Origin of the sequence: Flavobacterium sp. UGB4466, assembly GCF_903469665.1 — a bacterium.
Taxonomy (GTDB): Bacteria; Bacteroidota; Bacteroidia; order Flavobacteriales; family Flavobacteriaceae; genus Flavobacterium; species Flavobacterium lipolyticum.
In genome coordinates this window covers 1-20,610 of record NZ_CAGKLC010000018.1, presented here as the reverse complement: position 1 = coordinate 20,610, position 20,610 = coordinate 1, and the positions used below count along the sequence as shown (strand labels likewise).

Annotated in this window: 28 protein-coding genes; 2 read left to right on the top strand and 26 right to left on the bottom strand. The window is 36.5% G+C overall.

Features of this window, described 5'->3' with window-relative positions; all coding sequences use genetic code 11:
• Window positions 1-18 precede the first annotated feature (18 nt).
• The 13 genes from JO950_RS07180 to JO950_RS07120 form a co-directional block, all read right to left on the bottom strand.
• Entirely contained in the window at window positions 19-387 is a 369-nt protein-coding gene (locus JO950_RS07180; RefSeq protein WP_202702034.1) for an iron chaperone, read from the bottom strand.
• Between the two features lie 49 nt (window positions 388-436).
• Complete coding sequence (locus JO950_RS07175; RefSeq protein WP_202702033.1) at window positions 437-904, bottom strand: SRPBCC family protein; 468 nt, start codon at window positions 902-904, stop codon at window positions 437-439.
• A 96-nt stretch (window positions 905-1,000) separates the two neighbouring features.
• Window positions 1,001-1,507, bottom strand: a complete 507-nt coding sequence (locus JO950_RS07170) for a DUF1772 domain-containing protein (RefSeq protein ID WP_202702032.1) — start codon at window positions 1,505-1,507, stop codon at window positions 1,001-1,003.
• Window positions 1,508-1,620: 113 nt separating this feature from the next.
• The gene (locus JO950_RS07165) at window positions 1,621-2,202 is read right to left on the bottom strand and encodes a TIGR00730 family Rossman fold protein (protein WP_202702031.1); all 582 of its coding nucleotides are present in this window, start codon (window positions 2,200-2,202) and stop codon (window positions 1,621-1,623) included.
• Window positions 2,202-2,729: a GNAT family N-acetyltransferase gene (locus JO950_RS07160; RefSeq protein ID WP_202702030.1), complete on the bottom strand. Its 528-nt coding sequence runs from the start codon at window positions 2,727-2,729 to the stop codon at window positions 2,202-2,204. The genes JO950_RS07165 and JO950_RS07160 overlap by 1 nt, the downstream gene beginning before the upstream one ends.
• Window positions 2,730-2,761: 32 nt before the next feature.
• Complete coding sequence (locus JO950_RS07155; RefSeq protein ID WP_202702029.1) at window positions 2,762-3,292, bottom strand: GNAT family N-acetyltransferase; 531 nt, start codon at window positions 3,290-3,292, stop codon at window positions 2,762-2,764.
• Between the two features lie 29 nt (window positions 3,293-3,321).
• Complete coding sequence (locus JO950_RS07150) at window positions 3,322-4,428, bottom strand: MBL fold metallo-hydrolase (RefSeq protein WP_202702028.1); 1,107 nt, start codon at window positions 4,426-4,428, stop codon at window positions 3,322-3,324.
• 2 nt (window positions 4,429-4,430) lie between these two features.
• A complete protein-coding gene (locus JO950_RS07145; protein ID WP_202702027.1) occupies window positions 4,431-4,853 on the bottom strand; it encodes a DUF1801 domain-containing protein in 423 nt (140 codons plus the stop codon).
• Between the two features lie 71 nt (window positions 4,854-4,924).
• Complete coding sequence (locus tag JO950_RS07140; RefSeq protein WP_202702026.1) at window positions 4,925-5,293, bottom strand: ester cyclase; 369 nt, start codon at window positions 5,291-5,293, stop codon at window positions 4,925-4,927.
• A gap of 69 nt (window positions 5,294-5,362) precedes the next feature.
• Window positions 5,363-6,043: an aspartate/glutamate racemase family protein gene (locus JO950_RS07135; RefSeq protein ID WP_202702025.1), complete on the bottom strand. Its 681-nt coding sequence runs from the start codon at window positions 6,041-6,043 to the stop codon at window positions 5,363-5,365.
• A 19-nt stretch (window positions 6,044-6,062) separates the two neighbouring features.
• Window positions 6,063-6,485: a hypothetical protein gene (locus JO950_RS07130; protein ID WP_202702024.1), complete on the bottom strand. Its 423-nt coding sequence runs from the start codon at window positions 6,483-6,485 to the stop codon at window positions 6,063-6,065.
• Window positions 6,486-6,562: 77 nt separating this feature from the next.
• The gene (locus JO950_RS07125; protein WP_202702023.1) at window positions 6,563-7,051 is read right to left on the bottom strand and encodes an SRPBCC domain-containing protein; all 489 of its coding nucleotides are present in this window, start codon (window positions 7,049-7,051) and stop codon (window positions 6,563-6,565) included.
• Between the two features lie 216 nt (window positions 7,052-7,267).
• On the bottom strand, window positions 7,268-8,053 hold the full coding sequence (locus tag JO950_RS07120; RefSeq protein WP_202702022.1) for a hypothetical protein: 786 nt from the start codon (window positions 8,051-8,053) through the stop codon (window positions 7,268-7,270).
• Between the two features lie 376 nt (window positions 8,054-8,429).
• On the opposite strand from JO950_RS07120, the gene JO950_RS07115 reads away from it, so the two are divergent.
• Window positions 8,430-10,937: a M14 family zinc carboxypeptidase gene (locus JO950_RS07115; protein ID WP_237732304.1), complete on the top strand. Its 2,508-nt coding sequence runs from the start codon at window positions 8,430-8,432 to the stop codon at window positions 10,935-10,937.
• Between the two features lie 104 nt (window positions 10,938-11,041).
• Here the strand turns inward: JO950_RS07115 and JO950_RS07110 are convergent, their stop codons facing one another.
• The 6 genes from JO950_RS07110 to JO950_RS07085 form a co-directional block, all read right to left on the bottom strand.
• On the bottom strand, window positions 11,042-11,473 hold the full coding sequence (locus JO950_RS07110; RefSeq protein WP_202702021.1) for a GNAT family N-acetyltransferase: 432 nt from the start codon (window positions 11,471-11,473) through the stop codon (window positions 11,042-11,044).
• Between the two features lie 39 nt (window positions 11,474-11,512).
• Entirely contained in the window at window positions 11,513-12,415 is a 903-nt protein-coding gene (locus JO950_RS07105; RefSeq protein WP_202702020.1) for a PhzF family isomerase, read from the bottom strand.
• A 65-nt stretch (window positions 12,416-12,480) separates the two neighbouring features.
• Complete coding sequence (locus JO950_RS07100; protein WP_202702019.1) at window positions 12,481-13,134, bottom strand: DUF2306 domain-containing protein; 654 nt, start codon at window positions 13,132-13,134, stop codon at window positions 12,481-12,483.
• A 66-nt stretch (window positions 13,135-13,200) separates the two neighbouring features.
• Entirely contained in the window at window positions 13,201-13,590 is a 390-nt protein-coding gene (locus tag JO950_RS07095) for a DUF1801 domain-containing protein (RefSeq protein ID WP_202702018.1), read from the bottom strand.
• Window positions 13,591-13,677: 87 nt separating this feature from the next.
• Entirely contained in the window at window positions 13,678-14,586 is a 909-nt protein-coding gene (locus JO950_RS07090) for an arginase family protein (protein ID WP_202702017.1), read from the bottom strand.
• 136 nt (window positions 14,587-14,722) lie between these two features.
• Complete coding sequence (locus JO950_RS07085; RefSeq protein WP_202702016.1) at window positions 14,723-14,908, bottom strand: SymE family type I addiction module toxin; 186 nt, start codon at window positions 14,906-14,908, stop codon at window positions 14,723-14,725.
• 95 nt (window positions 14,909-15,003) lie between these two features.
• Between JO950_RS07085 and JO950_RS07080 the strand changes: the two genes are divergently transcribed.
• Window positions 15,004-15,219: a helix-turn-helix domain-containing protein gene (locus tag JO950_RS07080; RefSeq protein WP_202702015.1), complete on the top strand. Its 216-nt coding sequence runs from the start codon at window positions 15,004-15,006 to the stop codon at window positions 15,217-15,219.
• Between the two features lie 245 nt (window positions 15,220-15,464).
• Here JO950_RS07080 and JO950_RS07075 read toward each other — a convergent pair whose 3' ends face one another.
• The 7 genes from JO950_RS07075 to JO950_RS07045 all read right to left on the bottom strand — a co-directional run.
• Entirely contained in the window at window positions 15,465-15,956 is a 492-nt protein-coding gene (locus JO950_RS07075) for a YgcG family protein (protein ID WP_089076528.1), read from the bottom strand.
• 149 nt (window positions 15,957-16,105) lie between these two features.
• Window positions 16,106-16,852 carry a DUF2314 domain-containing protein gene (locus JO950_RS07070; protein ID WP_202702014.1) on the bottom strand — a complete coding sequence of 249 codons (747 nt, stop codon included), beginning with the start codon at window positions 16,850-16,852 and terminating at the stop codon, window positions 16,106-16,108.
• 104 nt (window positions 16,853-16,956) lie between these two features.
• Window positions 16,957-17,916, bottom strand: coding sequence for a DUF6620 family protein (locus JO950_RS07065; RefSeq protein WP_202702013.1), 960 nt, complete (start codon window positions 17,914-17,916; stop codon window positions 16,957-16,959).
• 27 nt (window positions 17,917-17,943) lie between these two features.
• Window positions 17,944-18,876 carry a hypothetical protein gene (locus JO950_RS07060; protein WP_202702012.1) on the bottom strand — a complete coding sequence of 311 codons (933 nt, stop codon included), beginning with the start codon at window positions 18,874-18,876 and terminating at the stop codon, window positions 17,944-17,946.
• Between the two features lie 12 nt (window positions 18,877-18,888).
• Window positions 18,889-19,131, bottom strand: coding sequence for a hypothetical protein (locus tag JO950_RS07055; protein WP_202702011.1), 243 nt, complete (start codon window positions 19,129-19,131; stop codon window positions 18,889-18,891).
• A complete protein-coding gene (locus JO950_RS07050) occupies window positions 19,131-20,084 on the bottom strand; it encodes an SPFH domain-containing protein (RefSeq protein ID WP_202702010.1) in 954 nt (317 codons plus the stop codon). The genes JO950_RS07055 and JO950_RS07050 overlap by 1 nt, the downstream gene beginning before the upstream one ends.
• Before the next feature lie 293 nt (window positions 20,085-20,377).
• Window positions 20,378-20,610: hypothetical protein (locus JO950_RS07045; RefSeq protein WP_202702009.1), on the bottom strand; the 233-nt coding region annotated here is incomplete at its 5' end.

The window sequence follows — 20,610 nt, the reverse complement described above, 5'->3', positions numbered from 1 at the left end:
TGTCAGATTTGTGCCTCTTTATTTCTTTTTTATTTTTTCCAGATTTTCTTTTACTCTGAATTTTACAATTTCGGTAATTAAATCATAAGGTATAGGCTGATTTAAAGGAAATTGTACAGAGCCTTTTCCGGATTTGTATTTTGAAAGTTCTTCTTTAAAAGCATCATGTCCACTGGGCAAAGCATAAAGTCCAATATGATTTTTGAAAGCTGCAAAATACACTACGATTCCGTTTTGCTCAAAAGCCGGCATAGAATAACTGATTTTTTCTTTGGCATCAGGAGCTGCATTCTGAACAGTCATTCGAATCCTCTCTAAGATTTCCTGAACATCATTTGGAAAACTGCCAATATATTCATCAATGTTTTCCGGTTTCTTTGTTTCCATTTGATGGTCTTAAATTGTTTAAAGTTTCAGGTTTCAGGTTCTTGGTTGTTTATTCCAATCCTTTAGGGAATCGATCCAAAACTAAATTCAGCTGGATTTGATGTTCTAAATAAGCTTTTGCTCCGGCCAGAACCAAAGTAAAACCTTCGGTAGAATTTCGAACCTGATCGATGATTTTATCTGGATCTCCTTTTAAACCTGAATTGGTGATGCTGACAAAGGTGTCATTTTCGTTTAACGGACTAAATGTCCATTCGACTATGGTGGTTTCATTAGGATTTCCCCATTCGATTACAATTTTTTTATTTTCCTCTAAAATAAGAGTAGTTACCGTTAACGAGAATCCATACATTTCCCAAGTCCATTCGGTTGTAGTTCCGGCGATTAGTTTTCCTGAACTTTTTGTAAACCAAAATTTACTGGTGATTTCCGGATCTGTAAAGGCCTGAAAAACTTCTGATACGGGTTTTCTGATTAGCATTTCGGCTTTTGCGAAGTGGTTGTTTTCTGTTTTCATTTTTTCTGTGAAATGATTAGATGTGAAATGTGAAAGGAGTTTTGTGAAAGCTGAAGTTTTATATTTCATTTTTCCCCGACCTCTAATGTATAAAATTTATGGCTTCGTTTTTACTAAACAGCTAATGATCAAAAGTAAAAAAGAAATTATAGAAGCTACGATTCGGAAAAGGTGGAGATTGTTCCATTTTGCTTCAAATTTACTTCGTAAAAGGGCTGCTTCCTGAATTGAGGTATGTACCAAATCTGTCTTATCAAGCATTTCGTTTAGCGGAATGTTTCCCAAAATAGTAACCAGAATAACACCTATAAGATAGATAATCGCAGCACTAACTGTCAGACTTAAAACAATTGTATTTGATTTATAAAAATAAGCCGCTGCAAAAGAAAACAGTAAGGAACCAAAAAAGACCAGAAAAAACAACGGATTCTGTATGGTGCGATTCATGTTTTGAAAAGCTCTGAGATAATTGATGTCATCCAATTTTCCAATTCCCGGAGTTACAGTGTTGCCCCAGGTTAAAAATATTCCGGCTAAAAGTCCTGTAAATAAGGTAGCCAGCAATAATGTAATGGTTTTAGCATCCACAATAAAAGTATCCATGATTTTAGTTTTTTGTTAATACTGTAAAATTAGAACTATTGATTGGCCGATACTTGTTCCGGAGGCACTATGATTTGTCTGAAAAGAATTTCTCTGCAACTATTTTTCAGATACTAGGATTGTGTGGTATCAATCCATTTTCCCGTGGCTGGCGGAACGTAATTTCTCATTTGATGTAATAAATCCTCAATGGTATCGCTCACTAGAAGCATTTCCTGATTGACAGGCTTTAATAAGCCTTTCTCTACCATAACTTTGGTTAGTTCAATCAAAGAATCATAAAAGCCATTGATGTTCAGAATGCCGATTGGTTTTTTATGCAAACCTAATTGTCCCCAGGTTAGCATTTCAAAAAGTTCTTCCAAAGTTCCAAAACCACCCGGTAGTGCAATAACACCGTCGCATAAATCATTCATTTTGGTCTTTCTTTCGTGCATACTTTTCACAACGATTAATTGGGTCAAACCTAAATGAGCAATTTCTTTTGACCTTAAAAAGTTGGGCAATACACCAATAGCTTTTCCGCCTTCGTTCAGAACACCATCGGCGACAGCGCCCATCAGGCCTACATTTGCTCCGCCATAAACCAACTCTATATTTTGCTGGGCTAAAGTTTTTCCAAGCAGTGCTGCCTGTTCTTGGTAAATTTTGTCGGTCCCAAAACTGGAACCACAGAAAACAGTTATTCTTTTCATTATTTTTTTAATTCGTATACAAAATTATGACGGGATGGTTCATTGTAGTAAGCAACGTTTATTTCTTCTACTTTAACAGCACCCAGTTTTTCTATGGCTTTTTGTGAACGGTAATTTTCCGCTCCTATATGAAACTGGACTTTGTCAACTGCTTTAAACGCATAATCCAGCATCATTTTTTTCACCTGAGTATTAAATCCGGTGCCCCAAAATTTTCTTCCGTAAAATGTATATCCAATAAAAACAGTTTTGTTTTCAGGATTGTATTCATAAAATCGGGTGCTTCCTGCAATTTCTCCGGTTGCTTTATCGATGATCAGAAAAGCGCCTTTGCTTTCCATAGCACCTTCAAAGAAATTTTGAAAAACTTCTTTTTCATACCGATTTTTATTCGGGTGTTGCTCCCAAATCAAAGGATCTGAAGCCACTTTGTATAATTTTTCAAAATCATTTTCCTGAAGCGGCAGTAATTGAACCAGATCATCTTCCAGAATTTCAGGCTGCAGATTTAAAAGAGAGGTATTCATTATTTGAACTGTTTTTTAGTTGCACAATAGTTTTAGGAATTAAGCGGTAAACGAAAGCCAAATACGGCGAGTTCACCCTGCATAAAGTCTAAGTCTTCAGATCTTCTGAAGCCAATTTTTTCATACATTTCCCAGGCTGTTTTCATAGCTAAAGTCGAATGAATGATCAATTGAGTACGTTTGTTATCAGCCGCTTTTTGGATGCATTCCTGCGTTAGAAGTTTACCAATTCCTTTTCCGCGGGCAGTTGGTGCAACTCCCAGTAATCGAAACCCGGCTGAGTTTTGTTCCTGAGTAGCAATTCCGCCCGAACCGTAGTTTTTCATATCGTTAAAATAGACTACAGCACCAAGAATTGTATTGTTTTCGTCAGCAGCGACTAAAAGTTCGGTTTGCGGTTGATGGGTAAAATTACCAATATTGGCCAGCATTTTATAATAGTTGGGCTGCTCATTTTCTTTGGGAAAACCTTCTAATTGTGAATAAACACTAATGAGTAATTTTCCAATTTCTTCAAATTCGGAAGGGTGGGCATTGCGCAGAGTATAAGCTGAAGGAATCATTTTTTATTTTATTAATTGAAGAATGCGGGTTATTTTATGCCTTTCCACCATTGCCGGAATTGCTGTTTTTCATTTTTTAGTTCCACTAATTCTCCAATCATGGGAGTAATCAACGGAATTGGGTTTTGGGATAACTCATTTAATTCAGTTATTTTATTCAGTGGTTCATCCCAGGAATGCGGTGCCAATGAAAACTTAGAAGAATGCACCGGAAATACTCTTTTGGCATTCAGATCTTTCATAGCTTTGATAACATCTTCGGGTAAATTATGAATGTATTTCCAAGCAGGATTGTATTGACCGTTGTCGATAAGAGCGATGTCAAAAGGGCCAAATTGAGTGCCAATTTCTTTAAAATGGGTGTCATAACCACTATCGCCGCCCAAATACATTTTAAAACCTTTGGTTTCTACTACAAACGACGTCCAAAGTGTGTTACATCGTTTAAAACTTCTGCCCGAAAAATGCCTTGAAGGAGTAGTATAAAGCGTTAAATTCTGATCGAGTTCTATTTTTTCAAACCAGTCTTTTTCAATGATATTTTCAGTTGGAAATCCCCAAAATTCAAAGTGAGAACCTACCCCAAGAGAACAGATTACCTGTTTGGTTTTGGGCTTTAATTGTAAAATGGTTTCATAATCGAGATGGTCATAATGATCGTGTGTGATCAGTAAATAATCAATTTCCGGAAGATCATCAACCGTGTAAATATCAGTTCCTTTGAATGCTTTTGTGGTACCGGGAATCGGGGAGGCATTGCCGCTGAAAACGGGGTCAATTAAAAAGCGTTTTCCTTCAAGCTGGATGAAATACGAAGAATGTCCAAACCAGATCAGCACCTCTTTTTCTGGAGAAAGTTCCAGTAAATTGGTTTTGATGGATGGGATTAAATCAGATGGAGTCTTCCTGTCTACTTTTTTAAGGAGAAAATCATACAATACTCTTGGATATCCGTAGCCTTCTACTAATTCCGGTGTATGGTTTTGATTTTCGAATTTGCCATTTTTAAATTGAGGTGATTTTTGAATCCATGCCAATCTCTCTCCTGAAGGTGCTTTACCAAACTTCGGGTGCTGTAAAAAGAAGTAAAGTGTAAGGCCTAAAATCAGAATTATAATTAGAAAAGGTGTAATCATTTTTATTGAGGGGGATATAGTTCTTGTAAGTGCTCAACTGATACGGAAATCATTTTTTTAAGAATTTCGAGGTCAATATCGCTTAATTTCTTGACATAGATACAGCCTTTTTCGGCTTTGTGTTTTCCAAATTTAGAGAGTAGCTCCTCTCTTTTTTCAGGTGATGCGTAAACATAAAGTGAAATTGCGGCTTTTCTTGGTGAAAAAGCCACCAATGGAGCATCGCCTTCGCGGCCGCTGGCATATTTGTAATGATAACTGCCGAAACCTATGATACTTGGTCCCCACATTTTGGCTTCGAAACCCGTTTGTTCCTGCATCAGTCTGACCAGTTCAAAAGCATCATTTCTTTTGGTTGTGTCTTCGACAGCATTGATAAATTCGGCAACACTGTTTTCTGTTTCTATGGTTTTATTTTGTGCCATTTTTTAAAGATTTAAAACATTACTTTTGATCTTTAGATTTTTGAATCTGAATTCGGAAGAATAAAGTTCTTTTAGAACATTCCATTTTCATTAATCATTTCGGTAGGAATGGATTGCCCTAAATCCCAAAATTCTACAATTTTATCCAATTCAAAACGAAGGATATGTACGACAGCAAAACCAATGTCAGCAGGAGTTTGTTTCAGGTGCGAATGTACGGCGACCAGATCTTTATCTTCCAGAATATGATGAATAGTTAAAGTTTTATTGGGATTTTTTCGGGTTGATTCTTCCATAGCCAGCATGAGTGTTTCGGCATCTCCTTTAAAATAAGCATTGTGATGCTTGAAATTCTCGCCGACATGTAGACGAAAAGCTTCGTGTGAATGTCCGTTTGCGGCGAGTTTTAAAAAGTCGCGGGCGATTTCTTTCTTAGTCATGAGAGTTAAGTTTAATGAGCTAACTAAGTTATGAAATTAATTGCACTAAACGGGCTTAAGTGTTTAATTTTAAGACAGTATAAAGTCTACAATTGCTTGAGAATGTATTTTTGTAGTGTCAAAAACAGGAACAGAAAAATCGGATTGACTTAGCAATAGTGGAATTTCAGTACATCCTAAAATGATACCTTCGGCACCTTGCAGAATTAGTTCGTTTGCTATTTGGATATAATTTTGTCTCGAATCGGGATTGATAATTCCTCTTCCAAGTTCTTCTTTTAGAACATATTGTATGTAGTCGCGCGTTTCCTGTTTTTCGGGTATCAGGACATTCAGCCCAAAACTTTTAAGGCGATCTTTGTAAAAATCCATTTCCATCGAAAATGAAGTGCCTATAAGTCCAACGGTTGTGATTTTTTCTTTCACAATGACTTTTGCAGTCTCCGTTCCGATATGAATTAGGGGTAGTCCAATTTCATTTTCGATTTCACGAGCAAACATATGTGCCGTGTTTGCACACAAAACGACAGCATCAACACCGCTGTTTTTTAAACTTAAGCAGGCATTCCATAAAAGTTCATAGGAGTGAGCCCAAGTTTTTTCCTGTACATCACCCAAGTTTAATGAATAAATCAGACATTCCGCAAATTGAAGTCCGCCTAATTTTTTATTTACTCCTTCGTTAATAAATTTGTAGTAATCTATGGTAGAAACCCAGCTGATTCCTCCCACAAGCCCAATTTTCTTCATTATTTTATAAAGCGGAATTTTAGGATTTAGAATCTTTCTTTGCAAACCATTTTATAGCCAGATACGCTGTTGGTATATAGGCAAAGAAAAGGTCTGTGATCGTAAACCAAACCGGTGAAGGCAATGAGCACACATTCACAATTCCTCCAAGTAAAAAGAAAGCACCAATAACCAGCCCAAGTTTTGTTTTATTACTGATTGCAATTAAAACAGTTGTTCCCGCACCTGCAAACGTACCTATTGCGTGCGCCAGAAAGGGGAAGAGAAAATGTTTGGGTTCAAACAAATGCATAGTAGCTTTTAGTCCTTCCATAGTTGTAACATCAGCACCATTGGGAGGTGGAATGACAGAACTGCTCATTAATATGATAGCCATATTGACAATACTTCCAACAAAAAGACCTGTTATAACTGCTAATGTATTTCTTAAAATAGGGTTCATAGTCATCGTTTTAGTAAAACGAATTTATGAAAATTATAGTTGGTATCGCAATTAAATGATGCTTTCCAGCTTATTTTTTATTCTTTTTCAGAAAGTTTTTTTTCGTTTTCTGTTTGTGGTTTTCCGGTTGCGTTTGGTTCTCCTTTTCCGGTTGTAATTAGTTTAAGCAAACTATTTTCGATATAATTGGTCCAGGCACCTCTGCAAATTTCGAAACATTCATATTCCGGTACCAAACCCACATGAGTAAAACGAAGTTCCGTTTTGCCGTCTTTTTCCGAAATCTCAAAAGTAGGATGAGTTCCTGTCCATTCCGTTTTATCTTCTGTAAGCTTGAAGTAATTTTTTTCCACCAACCAGACTATTTTCTGATTCGGAATCACTTCTGTGATTTTTACTTTACAACGATGGATATCTTCGTAATGATAGTCAAATTCATCGTTTAGTTTCGCACTATTGCCTTCGATTTCTTCAGACCACCAACCGCGTACATTCGTAACGGCATCAAAAACTTCCTGTGGAGACTGATCTACGATTATAACTGTGGTAAAATTTGTAGCACTCATTGGGTAAGGTTTTAAAAGTTAGAATACAAATTTAGGGTTTAATTATCAGGGTGTTAGGGGCGTGAAGAGACAAAATTGAGGAGATAATTAGACAATTAGATAATTAGACAATTAGATAATTAGATTGTTAGATTGTTAGATTTTCGGCTTGCATCTTACATTTTATAAATCACATTTCATATCCCAAAGCGAGAGCAGTCCAGGAGCGCCTTAGGTCTACTCAATTCTTTTGACCACATTGTCGAGATCATTCACTACAAGTTTCAGAATGATTTTATGGTGTGGGAAATATTTTTGTATATCGTTTCTTAATACAACAAAAGGCTCAACGGTCGACGGGTCGTCTTTAACCGATTCGTTGCATGAAATAGAGATTTCGTAGTTGTTATTGATTTGTTCTAAGTAAACATACTTGGTTATGGCATCATCAAAAAAGTTTGTTTTTTGAAGGGCCTCAGCAATTTTATCGGCTTCGTTTTCATTAATATTGCTTTGATAGGCAATTTCATGATTCATAATGCCATATTTTTTAGTTGACTCTGTGAGGCCTCCGTTTGCTGTTTCGGTTAAAAAGGCAATACTGAATATTCCGCCAAGAAGAACCGAAATACCAATAACCGAAATGAGAATGATTCTCGGCCAGGCAAAATGTTCGCCGCCATTTTCGAGGTGTTTGCTAATTTGTTTTTCCTGATATTCTTTGGTGAAATAAGTGGCAATTGCCATATAAATTAAAGGGAAAACGATATTTGGAATCTTAGCACTGATGTGTTCCGGAATTAAGAATATCAGGGCAAAGATAAAAATAGTTGCAAGTATGGTTATAATCCAGGTTCTTTTAGCTTTGCCGGAATCACCAAAAACCTTAAAATTCTCCGCTAAAAAATACCCCGCAACCAAAGGTCCTCCTAAGAAAGTGCCAACACGGATTGCGTTGTCGGTATAGATTTTTTCGGTTGGTACTTCTTCAAAAACTGATTTTTCAATTGCTGTTTCTTCCATAATAGAGTTTTGGGGTATTTGTCTTTTTTGATTTGGTTTTGATGGAGTAAAAATAGGAATTACAAAGAGAATCTTGTTTAGTTGAAAAGTCTTTTATACTTTATATTCGGGTATTGTTTATCGTATGAGTTTCTATTTTCATTTCATCAGATGTATTTTTGCAGTTTGCTGCGGACTGTTCTTTTAAATTGTAACAGGCTGTTTTTTTGATGAACAAAAATACAGATTTAATCCCGAAAGAAAAGAAGCAGAACAATTTTTAATAGTAAGCTAAATTGCGAAATAGCTTCTGTAAAATGATAATATTCCTGGTGATTTTAGAAAAGGGATTAAGTTAATTGTTATTTTTAACCAACCATCTAAAACAAAATTATTTATGAAGAAAATATTCTTTGTAGCAGTTCTGCTGTTAACCATTACTTTTTCTGCCTTTGCACAATTAAAAGCACCTTCAGAATTTATTCCGAATTACGGAAAACAAATTAGTTATTACCATCAGGTCGAAGAGTATTTTAAATACCTGACGGAACAATCGCAGTCGATCAAAAAACAAAAATACGGCGCAACCAACGAACAGCGGGATCTGAATGTTTATTATATTTCGACTCCCGAAAATTTGGCAAATCTGGAACAAATCAGAAACAATAATTTAGCTGCCATTGGACTATCAGATAAAAAAACAAGTGGAGTTGAAAATAAAATTATTGTCTGGCTGAGTTTTAATGTTCACGGAAACGAATTTGCCGGAACCGAAAGTGCCTTAACCGTGGCCTACGAACTTTTGAATCCTTCAAATGAAGCCACAAAACAATGGCTCAAAAATACCATTGTAATTCTCGATCCGTGCATCAATCCCGACGGTTATTCGCGATATGGAAACTGGCTGCGAGAAATCTCCGGAAAAAAAACACATCCGGGTTTGTATGACAGAGAGCATATGGAAGTCTGGCCGGGTGGAAGATACAATCATTATCTTTTTGATTTGAACCGCGACTGGGCCTGGCAGACACAAATTGAATCGCAGCAGCGCATTAAATTGTACAATCAATGGATGCCACAGGTACATACCGATGTGCATGAAATGAGTTACAATTCACCTTATTTTTTCCCCCCGGCGGCAGAACCTCTGCATGAATTTATTGAACAATATCAGAAGGATTTTTATACGGTTTTAGGTAAAAATATCTCGCAGAAGTTTGACAAGGAAAACTGGATGTACAATACCAGAGAACGATTTGATTTGTTTTATCCTAGTTACGGGGATACCTATCCAACCTATAATGGCGCCGTAGGTCTTACGCTGGAAAAAGGCGGAATAGGTGCAGGACGTGAAGTAACCATGGAAAACGGCTCTAATGTTACCATAAAAGATCGCTTGACACAGCATGCAGCTGCAGTTTTGACCGTGGTAGAAAGTGCCGCCTCGCAAAAAGAAGTATTGCTGAAAGGTTTTAGAGATTTTCATATCAATGCCCGTAAAAAAGCAAAAGGGGTTTACAATACGTATGTTTTGAAAAATAATCCTAAATTGGAACAGCTGGTGGAGCTGCTTCAAAAGAATGATGTTGAATTTAGTTACGCGGATGCTTCCGGAAGCGCCTCCGGATTTCATTATCAAACTAAGAAGAACGAGAGTTTTAAAATTGAGCCTAATGATTTGATTATTAAAGCAGATCAGCCAAGATCGGTTTTAACACAGGTGTTGTTTGAGCCCAATCAAAAATTAAATGACAGTTTATCGTATGATATTACCGCCTGGGCACTTCCTTTAGCTTATGGTGTTGACGGTTATGCGGTTAAAAATAGTGTTCCGATTAAAACAAAGAATAAAATCGAGTCTGCAGAAAAAAACATCCCGGAATCCGTTTACGCTTTTTATGTTCCGTGGAATAACAGAACGTCGGCACAGGTTGTTTCTTTGCTGCATCAGGCGGGAATTAAAGTTCGTTCGGCCATGAAAAAAGCAGTTTTCGGAACTGTTACGGTCGAGCCGGGAGGACTAATTATCAGCAAAGCCGATAATCCAAAAATTACTGATTTTGAAAAGACAGTCAGCAATATTATCAAAGTCAAAACCGATTTTAGTTTTATCAGTACAGGATTTTCGACTAATTCTAAAGATATCGGAGGGGAGAATTTTACGCTACTTAAAGCGCCAAAAATACTAATGTTGTCCGGAAAAGGAGTAGTTTCAACCGAGTTTGGAGCGACATGGTTTTATCTGGATGAAACCGTTGCTTATCCGGTGAGTATTGTAGAAACGGCAAATTTAAACAGAGTTAAATTGTACAACTATAATACTTTGATTCTTTCAGATGGTAGCTATGACCTGGTGGAAGATCAGAAAAAACAAATCGATGAATGGGTGAAAAATGGCGGAAAAGTTATTGCCATGGCCAATGCAATTTCATTGTTTCAGGACCGTGATGGCTACGCTCTGAGTTTGTTTGCAAGTAAAGAAGATAAAGAAAAATCAGAAAAAGAAGAGAAAGAGATCGAACTTAAAAAGCGTTTTCTGGACTTTGAAGGTTCTGAGCGAAGAGAAATCTCGGGTTCGATTCCCGGTGCCATTATCGAAAATAAACTGGACAAAACCTATCCAATGGCTTTCGGCTTAGGAAATACGTATTTCAGTCTTAAAAGTAACGAAAGATCGTTCTCATTACTAAAAAAGGCCATCAATGTGGCGTACATTCCGAAAGATTATTTGAGCTATGGATTTGTAGGCAACGATATTAGAAAAAAATTGAACGAAACGGTAAGTTTTGCGGTAGACAAAAGAGGGGACGGGACCGTAATTTATATGATGGATAACCCGCTTTTCAGAGGTTTTTGGGAAAATGGAGTTTTACTGTTTAGCAATGCTCTTTTCCTGGTACGTTAAGAAACTAAAAGCTTTATTTCCGCTCTTCAAGTTTTTTTTGAAGAGCGGAATTTTTTTTTTTTTTGATGTCCAAAAAATGCCCGGGAGATATTTTCTTTCGCGTTTTATTTTATACTCCCTATCAGTTCAAACAAAATATAACCTCCGTGTTCTGATTGTCCTCTTTCGGTAGCAAAAAAGCCTTTTTTGAGATAGAAAGCGACGGCTTTGGTGTTGTTTTCTAAACATTTTAATCGGATGGGCAGTTTTGTTTTTTGGATTGCCGCTTTCAATAATTCGGTTCCTATACCTTCGCCCTGATGCTGTTCGTCAACATACAAATGGTGAACGAAATAGTTCTTCATCCAGATCGAAATAAACCCAATTGGAACTTCATGATGTCTTGCGACCAAAATCAGTTCTCCTCTGGTATCGCGGTCAAAATCTTTTAATTGAAATTCAGAAGGGTCAAGCCACGAAAAAGTACGCCGTCTTTCGTTTAAGAATAAAGTTCTTAAAGGTTCGTAGTCGCTTTTTCGGAAGGCTGTTATTTCCATCGTAATTTTGGAGTGAATTAAGGAGTTGAAAAGGTATTGTTAAATTTCTATTTCAGTCCTGAAAGCGGCAACGGCATCACCTTTTATCTGAATCAATTGTGGGGTATTATCGGCAATTGTAACTTTAACCTGTAGGACTCCCAATCGATCTATTTTTTCACCTTGTCTTCCGTTAAATTGAAATTCAGTACCAGTAAAAGGAACAATTTTGTTTTGAATCAAATAGCCGCCCAAAGGTCCGTTTGCGTTTCCGGTAACAGGATCTTCGTTTATGCCAATTCCGGGGGCAAACATACGACCATAGGTCAAAATAGTTGTATCATCCGAATCAAAGGTAAAAACAAAATAACCATTGCAGTTGATCTCTTTACTTAAGCTGGCCAGAGCAGTATAGTTAGGCGTTAAAGCGTTTAGTGTTGCTCTGCTTTTGATGCCGATCATTACTTTAGAATGGCCTGTGGAAGCAATCTGAATCGGACATTTTTCATCGATTTCCCATTTTTCAAGACCTAAAGCAGTTATCATTTTTTGCGCGATCGTTTCATTAAAAGGGGCGCTAAGTTCAAAACTTCCCTGCGTCATCACAACTTGATAATCATCATTTTTCCGAATGATTTCAAATGGTAGAATACCAATTTTTGTTTTGTATCTTAAAATACAGGAGTCTAACTTTTCTTCGATGGCTTTTGCATACATTGCTGCAATTGTAGCGTGTCCGCAAATAGGAACTTCGGTATTTGGGGTAAAGTAGCGTATAATGCCATCACAGTCAGGACCATCAGGAGCGAAAAGAAATGCTGTTTCGGAGTTGTTTAATTCCCTGGCAATTTGTTGCATCTCGTAGTCACTCATTCCGTCTGCATTTACGACAACTCCTGCCGGGTTTCCTTTGAATTTTTCTTTTGTAAAAGAATCAATTTGATATGTTATGCGTTTTTTCATCTTAGTTTAAGGAGTAAATTATCTCTCTTCTTTGCTCTTTCTTCTTTCCTCTTTCGACAATAATTCTATTCTATTCTTACTGCGGTTTGTTTTTTATCGACATTTCTCATCCAGTACACAATATAAAATGCTCCTATTGTTCCGGGGATAAACCAACCGTAAAAACCAGGAAAAAATTCATTTACAACTACAAAAGCGGTGGTGGCGGAGATATAACCGCCAAGCATTTTTCCTAAATGCAATTTTAGCCACACAGTTTTTAGTCTGGTTTTATTTTTAAAAAGCATTAAATCCCTGCTTGAAAAAAACAGTCCAACGAGGCCAAAAGCGGTTAAAACAATATTGATAGATTGATTTATTAACGGATTGTACAGGATCATTACAAGCCCCGTAACGAGCATAATTCCCGAAATGATTTTGTCGTTTTTAAGGTTTACATCGCTTTTTTTAAAGCGTAAAGCCCTGTAGCCGGTTAGTACAAAATAGGAACTAAAAATTCCGATTGAAAATAAAAACGGACTTTGATGTTGGGGCAGTACCGAAATAATCATGGCGCTTATGGCCGACAGAAGCATGGTGTAATAAAAGAGTTTTCCCAGTTTTTTATGCGTGTTTTTCCCTTTTTGAGAGACTAACGAGATGAATCCCGAAACAAGTGCAATAGCGCCAAGCAGGGCGTGGAAATAGATTAGTATTTGTATTAGTTGTTCTTTCTCCATTTAAAAATTTAAAAAGTTTTTAGGATTGCTTTTCAATTCAAAGATTGAATATAATACTTTTTTAAATTATTTCAGACGTATTAAAACTCCCTTACGCTTGACAATGTTTTTATAGTCCCACTGAATTTTTCTTGCTTTTGCAAGCCAGCGTTTTAAGTCGGATGGGTTAATTTGGTCGACTGAGGTATAGCGAAATTCTGCCGCTTTGAAAGAGCCTTCATTGGCAAGTTGTTCTTCATCAAAAGACTGACCGCTCCAGAACAATAACCGAACATCATTTTTTAGTTTGCTGTAGCCTACAATAGGATTACCCTCTAAAAACCAAACCGGATGTGCGTGCCAGATTTTATTCTCGGCCTCCGGCAGATTTTCGTCGATTAGTACCGCCAGTTGGTGGCAGATTTCCTGATCGGAACTGCTTTGTAAACTATTGTAATCTTGTATCGCTGTATTCATGATGCAATTGTTTTGGCTGTGTTTTTTGCTTCAATGGTAGTAGCTAAAATACGGTTTTTAGTTTGACAAAATCAGGACAAAAAGTTTTTATACCTCCAGATTGATATGTTGATTAAAAGTAGCCGAAAAGTGATTTACAAACTCTTTGGTGTATTGTCCGGTAGGATCGAGATCAGGATCTAAAATGGTAATTTCAAGTCCGGTTAACAAATTACTTTGAAAAAGCATTGAAGTTAGTTCGTTAAATTCGGCATAAGTAAGTCCGTCGGGTGTTCTGCTGTCGACGCAAGGCATTATGGTGTCATTTAAAACATCGACATCGATATGCAGCCAGAAACCATCGAGATTCTTATTTTCTATTTCCGAAAGAAATAATTGTACACTTTTTTGAATCCCCTGGTTTCGCAAGTGATCCAAACTAAGGTAGGTAGCAGAGGAGTTGCGAATTTCATTTTCATAGGCATCATCATATTCACGATTTCCCACACACCAGAGATTTTCTTCTTTGATATAAGGACACAGATTTAGAATATTGGTTAGTTTTTTAGTTCCGTTTCCGGTAACAATTGATGCGGCCATTCCGCCAACACCTCCGGTTTCGGATAACGCGATATCCATAAAATCGGTATGTCCGTCGAGATAAAACAGTCCGTAATTTCCTTTTTGCTTTAATGCTATAGCAGTTCCTAAAAGTATACTGCAGTCTCCGCCTAAGATAAACGGAAATTTGTTCTGAGAAAGTATATTGTTTAACAGATAAGCTTGCTCTCTGGCATAATCGATTAGTGAAGTGCTATTGAGAATTTGAGTTTCAGGATCCCGCTTATTTGAATATTTTGGAGGATCAAGTCTTACACTATTTTTAGGGTGAATGAGTTTATGAAGATGGTGTTTCCATAACCAGTCAGGTAAGTTTTTTACGCCCGGTTCTTTTCCGGGTTGAGGTTCTTTTAAACCCAGATTCGACGGAAATTCTACAATGCATATTTCTTTCATGACCCTTTTTATTTAGTGATAAAGTTATGAAAAATAATCGCGTGTAAAAGTTTGAAAGTGCCAAGTTTGTACCGTCTTTTTTTGAAGGAAAATAGTGCTTTGAAATGTATCTGATTGAAGAGTTTTATTCGCAAAATCATTCCTTGTGAACAGTAATTATCAATTTGTTTTTCCTTTGTTCTACATTTACCATCAGTCCTGCCATGAAGCCAAGACGACCAAGCCATTTACCTTCAAGTATTATTTGTGGAATCGTTATGGTTTTTCTGTAAGCCCGTGCTTGATGCTTTCTATGAATTTTCAGTTTTCTTGAATTTTTCATTTGTCATATAATTACATGACAAATGTAAATTATTTTTTCGATCTGTCAATCTTTAGTATGACAATTTTGTAAGCAAATTGTATGACATTTGATAAATGACACGAGATGTATTAAAAAAGAAAATTGGTCAAAGGATTGTCGAACTTCGAGAAAAAAGAGGTTGGAGTCAATCTGACTTGGCAAGGGCTTGTAGTAAAGACCGCCAAGCTATTGAAAAACTTGAAAACGGAAAAGTTAATCCGACGATTTACACTTTGCTTGAAATTGCAAATGTTTTAGGAATTTCTTTGTCAAAGTTACTTGACTTTTAATTATTGCTTTTGATAAAACATACGCTACCATAATTTTTCGTTATTAGGTGTTGCAAATGATTTGTGTCATTCCGACCGGAGGGAGGAATCACATCCTAAATTCGACAAAGATTGGAGATTCTAGCAACGGAGTTTCTAGTGCGATTTCTCCCTTCGGTCGAAATGACAAAAAAATCCAACCTATTTTCATAGGTCGGATTTACTATTTTCTTGATTAATAAGTAATCAATAAACGGGTTACTTTCTTACTCCAGTTTTTTAATAAGCTGAATCGAACCTTCCTGTAAGGCTTTATAATAATCGCCTTTTTTCAATTCCGGTAATACATAAGCTGATACGATGTCTTTAATTTCCTGATCGCTCATTTTTGGACGCAGTTTATTGACGCCCTGAATCTGAATTTGTCTCAGTTGCTTGCTTAAAACGATTAAAATAGAGGAGTCTATTTTTAGTTTAGAAACCAGATACTGTTCAAGGTCTGAAGAATAATCGGTAAGATTAGTGTATGGTGCTATTGAGGAGAGGGTTACAATAGTAATTTTAGTTTTAGTTTTGGTTTCGCCGGCTTTCAAAAAGTCGCTCAGATTTTTGGTTTGGCTTGAAGTAAGGATTTTTTCAAAATCATTTACATAATTAGTAGATTTTGCAAAAACATCAGGCGTTTCAGTTTTGGTTTGCGCAATAACCATTGCAGGTAAAAGAAGAGCGAATGTTACTACGAGCACTATTTTTTTCATGGCAGATTTGTTTTGGGTGCCGCAAAATTAGTGCTTTATTATTAAAAAAAGGTCTCTTAATGGTTACTATAAATTAATATTTATTTTCATAGAAATTTCAAAAAAAAAGTCCGATATGCTAAGACAAATCGGACTTTAGATACTAAAAACTACAACAAAGGAATTAAATGTTCCCAGTTCAGTTGTTTTGCAAAGTCAAGGGCGGTCTTGCCATTGTTGGTCTTAACTTTTGTGTCTGCTCCCGATTGCAGTAAAACTTCAACAGAGGTTTTATTTCCTGCAATGGTTTCGCGATGTAAAAAAGTATAACCAAGTTCATCTGTCGCGCTAAGTTCTTCGGGATTATTTTTGACAAAATCAATAAGGCTTTCTTTCATGTTTTTGCTCATTGGGTGTTCTATGAGGTTTTCCGGTTTTTCTTTTTGATCTGAAACAACCAGAATATCGTTGTAATCTCCAAATTCTAGACCCCAGGCTTCATCATGGTCTTCTCTTTCCTCTTTACTCATTTCTGAACGCATCGCATGTATTGTAAAGGCTCCGTAGGTTTTACCCTGAGACGCATATAGCCAATCGCTTATTTGATTTACGGGAATTTGTACTTCGTCGCCATTGTTAACATTGGTTAAATCGTTAGGCTGATTTACTAAGATGCCGTAAATGGTATCACCGTCAAAATTGATATCGTTGATCCACATGTGTTCGACTACAGTTTCACCATCAATTTCCTGAGTAAAGGCTAGTTTTACGCAGGCAACGTCAAGTCCCGGAACAATTCGGCGGTATTCCCAAGATAATTCTCTCCAAAAATATTTAAAGGTTTCTTGTGCTTTTTGATAGGCTTCGATCATTTTTGGATTTTCTCCGTCGGCAAAGAAGGTAGGTGTGTTTTCCATTAGGTATTATTTTATAGCTTTTAAAGAATTTTAAGAAATTTTAAAACGAATAAAAAACCGATTTGTTTTGCAAATCGGTTTTTTTATCATCAAAAAAGGTCAATTTAGAAATTGATATCGTCTGCGATGTTTCCACCTTGTTCTGCGGCAAATTTAGCGGCATACTCTTTTTGTTTTTCCTGTTGGTAATTGAAGAATTCGTTAATGTCTTCAGAGTTCCAGTTTTGATTTTGCTCGGTCATCCATTGCATGGCAACAGATTGGAAATCCGCTAAATTAATTCCGAAGTTTTCCAGAATCCACTGAGCACCATCAATTCCGTATTCATAAGCTGCCTGTCTGGCTCCGGCAAGTTCTTCGTAGAAGTAACGATCTGTTCTGATTTTTTCAAGATTAGCGGCTCCTTCTTCTGAAGTTTCGGCTTTCAGATTCTCTAATTGTGGTACGGTTACATTTTCGGCATAATATTGACCAAATAAAGTAGTAACCGTAAACGAAGTATCTTCACCCATACGCTGTGGCCAGATCGTATTTAGTTCTTCCCAAACTGCCGGTTCAAATCCCATTGCTTTGCATACTTCAAGATAATCTATCCCGGCGCTTATTTTAAGACACATTGCAGTATAAGTTCTTAAATCTACTCCATGTACGGGCTCCAAAAACGGATTGTTGTCCTCTACTTTTACAAATCCTGAAACCTGAACTCCACTGTATTTTAAAGAATTGGCGTGCTCAAAACGAATCATCTGATCTGAATCACAGTTGTTCCATTCCTTATATACTTCTCTTCTGTAATTAAAGTAGATATTTTGAACGTCTTTTTCGTCAAGATTTTCTCCACTTGCGCGTTCGTCTGTGATCCATGCTTCAGATCTTTCTGCTACCTCATTGTCGAAATCTTCTACAGAATAATGTGTGCCGTGTAAAGTTTCGGGATCATATTCTGTTTCCTGATCGTTATCTTCATAATCATTTTCATAATTATTGTTTGAAGTTTGAGTTTCATAATTTTGATTTTCCTGTTTGTTGTCTCCGGTTAAGGCTCCAAAAAGTTTTTTAAACATTTTTCCGTTTGTTTAGGGGTTAATAAATTATAAATATTGTAATTGGTTTTGATACATTTTTTCGTTGTGTTCTTTCAAATCGGGCGTGATTTTATTCCATTCGTCATACATGGCACGTAAATAGGCCTGATGCAGTTTTGGGGCATTTTGAATCACAAACTGTCTTTGTTCTTCAAGTTCCTCCATTTTTGCCAGAATCTGACTCAGTACTTTTTTATCAGATTCGTGAATTTTACTCAAACTCAATTCATGACGCTGATGGTATAATTCACGCTCTTTGTTATTTTCGATTTCAAAAGCTTTGTACAGATGTGCTGTTCTTTGCTCTGCCAGACCTCTGGCAATATTTTGCAGATTTCTGGCCTGTGTGCTGGGAGCAAACGTGTTTTGGGTATTGCAATACGGACACTGAATATAAGTTTCGATTAAAAAGATTTTTTCGATCTCAATATTGCCTCCACATTGTGTGCAGTTGAATTTATTTTTGATTGCTTCAAATTCGTCCAGTATTTTTTGGTACTCAATTTCAAGATCACGCTCCTGTGTTTTTTCGATTTGGGTTCTCCAATATTCGTATTGATCTTCAAAGTCATTATGACGATCAGAACAGACGCTTCTGAAATCTGATACTAAATTGTGATGTTTGCTTAAAACAGAAATCTGGGAATTGTAATGATTGTAAACGTCGATAATTTTTTCTTCATAAGTATCTCTCGCTTTTTCTCTGATATTGGATAATTGACCATTTACACCGGAATATACTCTGTGAAAAGCTCTTTTGTATAAATCATCATCACTTTGAAGAATCTCTTTCAATTCCGGAATTGCGGCAGTTGCAAATTCTTCCAGTTTGGCTTCCAGTTTTTCTAAAAAGTTAAACCATCTTTCCTGTGATTGCTGAAGCTCCGAATACCATTCCGGAAGAGCTTCGTCTTTTTGTTTATTAAATAATCCGAACATTACTTTAAAGGTTTAAATTGAATTGTCTTCTTTTTTAAGGTAAACGCCATCTGTGAGATTTACACTCAAAAACTCAAATCCGCAGTAGGCACAATGCGTTAGTCCGTCTTGTTTGGCTCTTCCTGCGCCACAATTTGGACAGTCTTTAGCATTCATCTTGGCTTCAGTCATTTCTGTTTCTCCGCCATAATTCGTTTGTTTTTGTGCCTTTTCTTTGAGCCTGCTCAAAAATGAATTTACTTTTTTCTCTTCCATTATAACTGACTTAGTAATTCTGTTTTCTTCGATTTAAATTCCTCTTCATCAATTAAACCGGCATCAAACAAAGATTTTAGTTTTTGAAGTTTTGAGGTGAGATCGTCTTTTATTTCTTCTTTTGAAGTCTCTTTATTCTGCTGTAGTTGATTTAAAAGAATCCCCATGCTTAAAGCATTTTGCGTTGCCTCGTGAAGTGCTGTTCCCTTATCGCCGATGGCAGTTGCGGTATTGAATTTGGTAAATTTATCCATATCGGTTACCATATTCATGCTGGTGATTTTGTCGTAATGTGCTGTTACTTCTTCCGGTAAGGTTACGCTGGTAATAACGAACTGAGTCAGCTCAATTCCAAATTGCTCGAAATAGGGTTTGAGATAAGGCTCTATTTTTTTGCCCAATTGCGTTATGTTTCCGGCAACATCCGTAACAGTTATGTTTTCGTTTGCTAAAACTTCACCAAATTTTGGAGCGACAAAATCTCTTAATTGATTTTGCAGTTCGAAAATGGTAAGCTGCTTGTAAGTTCCGGCATATTGGCGAAAGAATTTGGCAACATCTGTAATTTTAATATCAAAACTTCCAAAAGCCCGTATCCTGATTTGTCCAAATTGAGGATCGTTTAGGAGAATTGGGGCAAGAGTTCCCCATTTGTTATTGATAAACTGATGCGTATTGAAAAAGTAAACATCGACTTTAAACGGACTTTCAAATCCGTATTTCCAGCCTTTGAGTTTGCTTAGGACAGGAATGTTTTCTGTAGACAAAGTGTGAAGTCCGGGTAAATAAACATCCGCAAGCTGACCTTCATTTAAAAGCATGACCTGTTGACTTTCTCGGACGGTTAGTTTTGCGCCGTTTTTGATTTCTTTGTCTTCATCAGCAAATTTCCACATTAGCAAATTAGGATCACTGGTAGTGGCTTCTATTATTTCTATGAAAGGTAATGTCATGAATCTCTTATTTATAAGTAATAAAAATAAGAATTATAAGACGACTACAATGCTTTTTTTTGTCAAGTTTTTAACATTTTTTCGTTTGTTAAATTTTATGACTCTGTATTGTCCTTTCGACTGAAAGGCAAAATCAAGCAAGAAATTACGCCTGGTAAAGTCCGGATGGTTGTAGATATAGGAGTGCGATTTGCTTCTCCTATTCATTATCGCCTGAGTCTCCCTTCGATCAAAAGGACAACGAATAGACGAAGCAAATCCGATCTACTTTCGCAAATCGGATTTTATAAAGTTTAACTTAATTTCCATTTTGTTAGAATTTCTAAAAAATCATTTTGCATGCTTTCAAAATCATAACTGATTTTTTTCTTCTTAAGCTTTTCAATTGTTGCATTTAAAGAAATCAAAATATGTTTGGCTATGGCCTGTTTTTGTTTGATATAACTCAAATCACTTAATTCTTTTTCGAAATTTATTTCATTTACTATCTTCCCTTTTTGAGAATTAAAATTACCATATTCATATC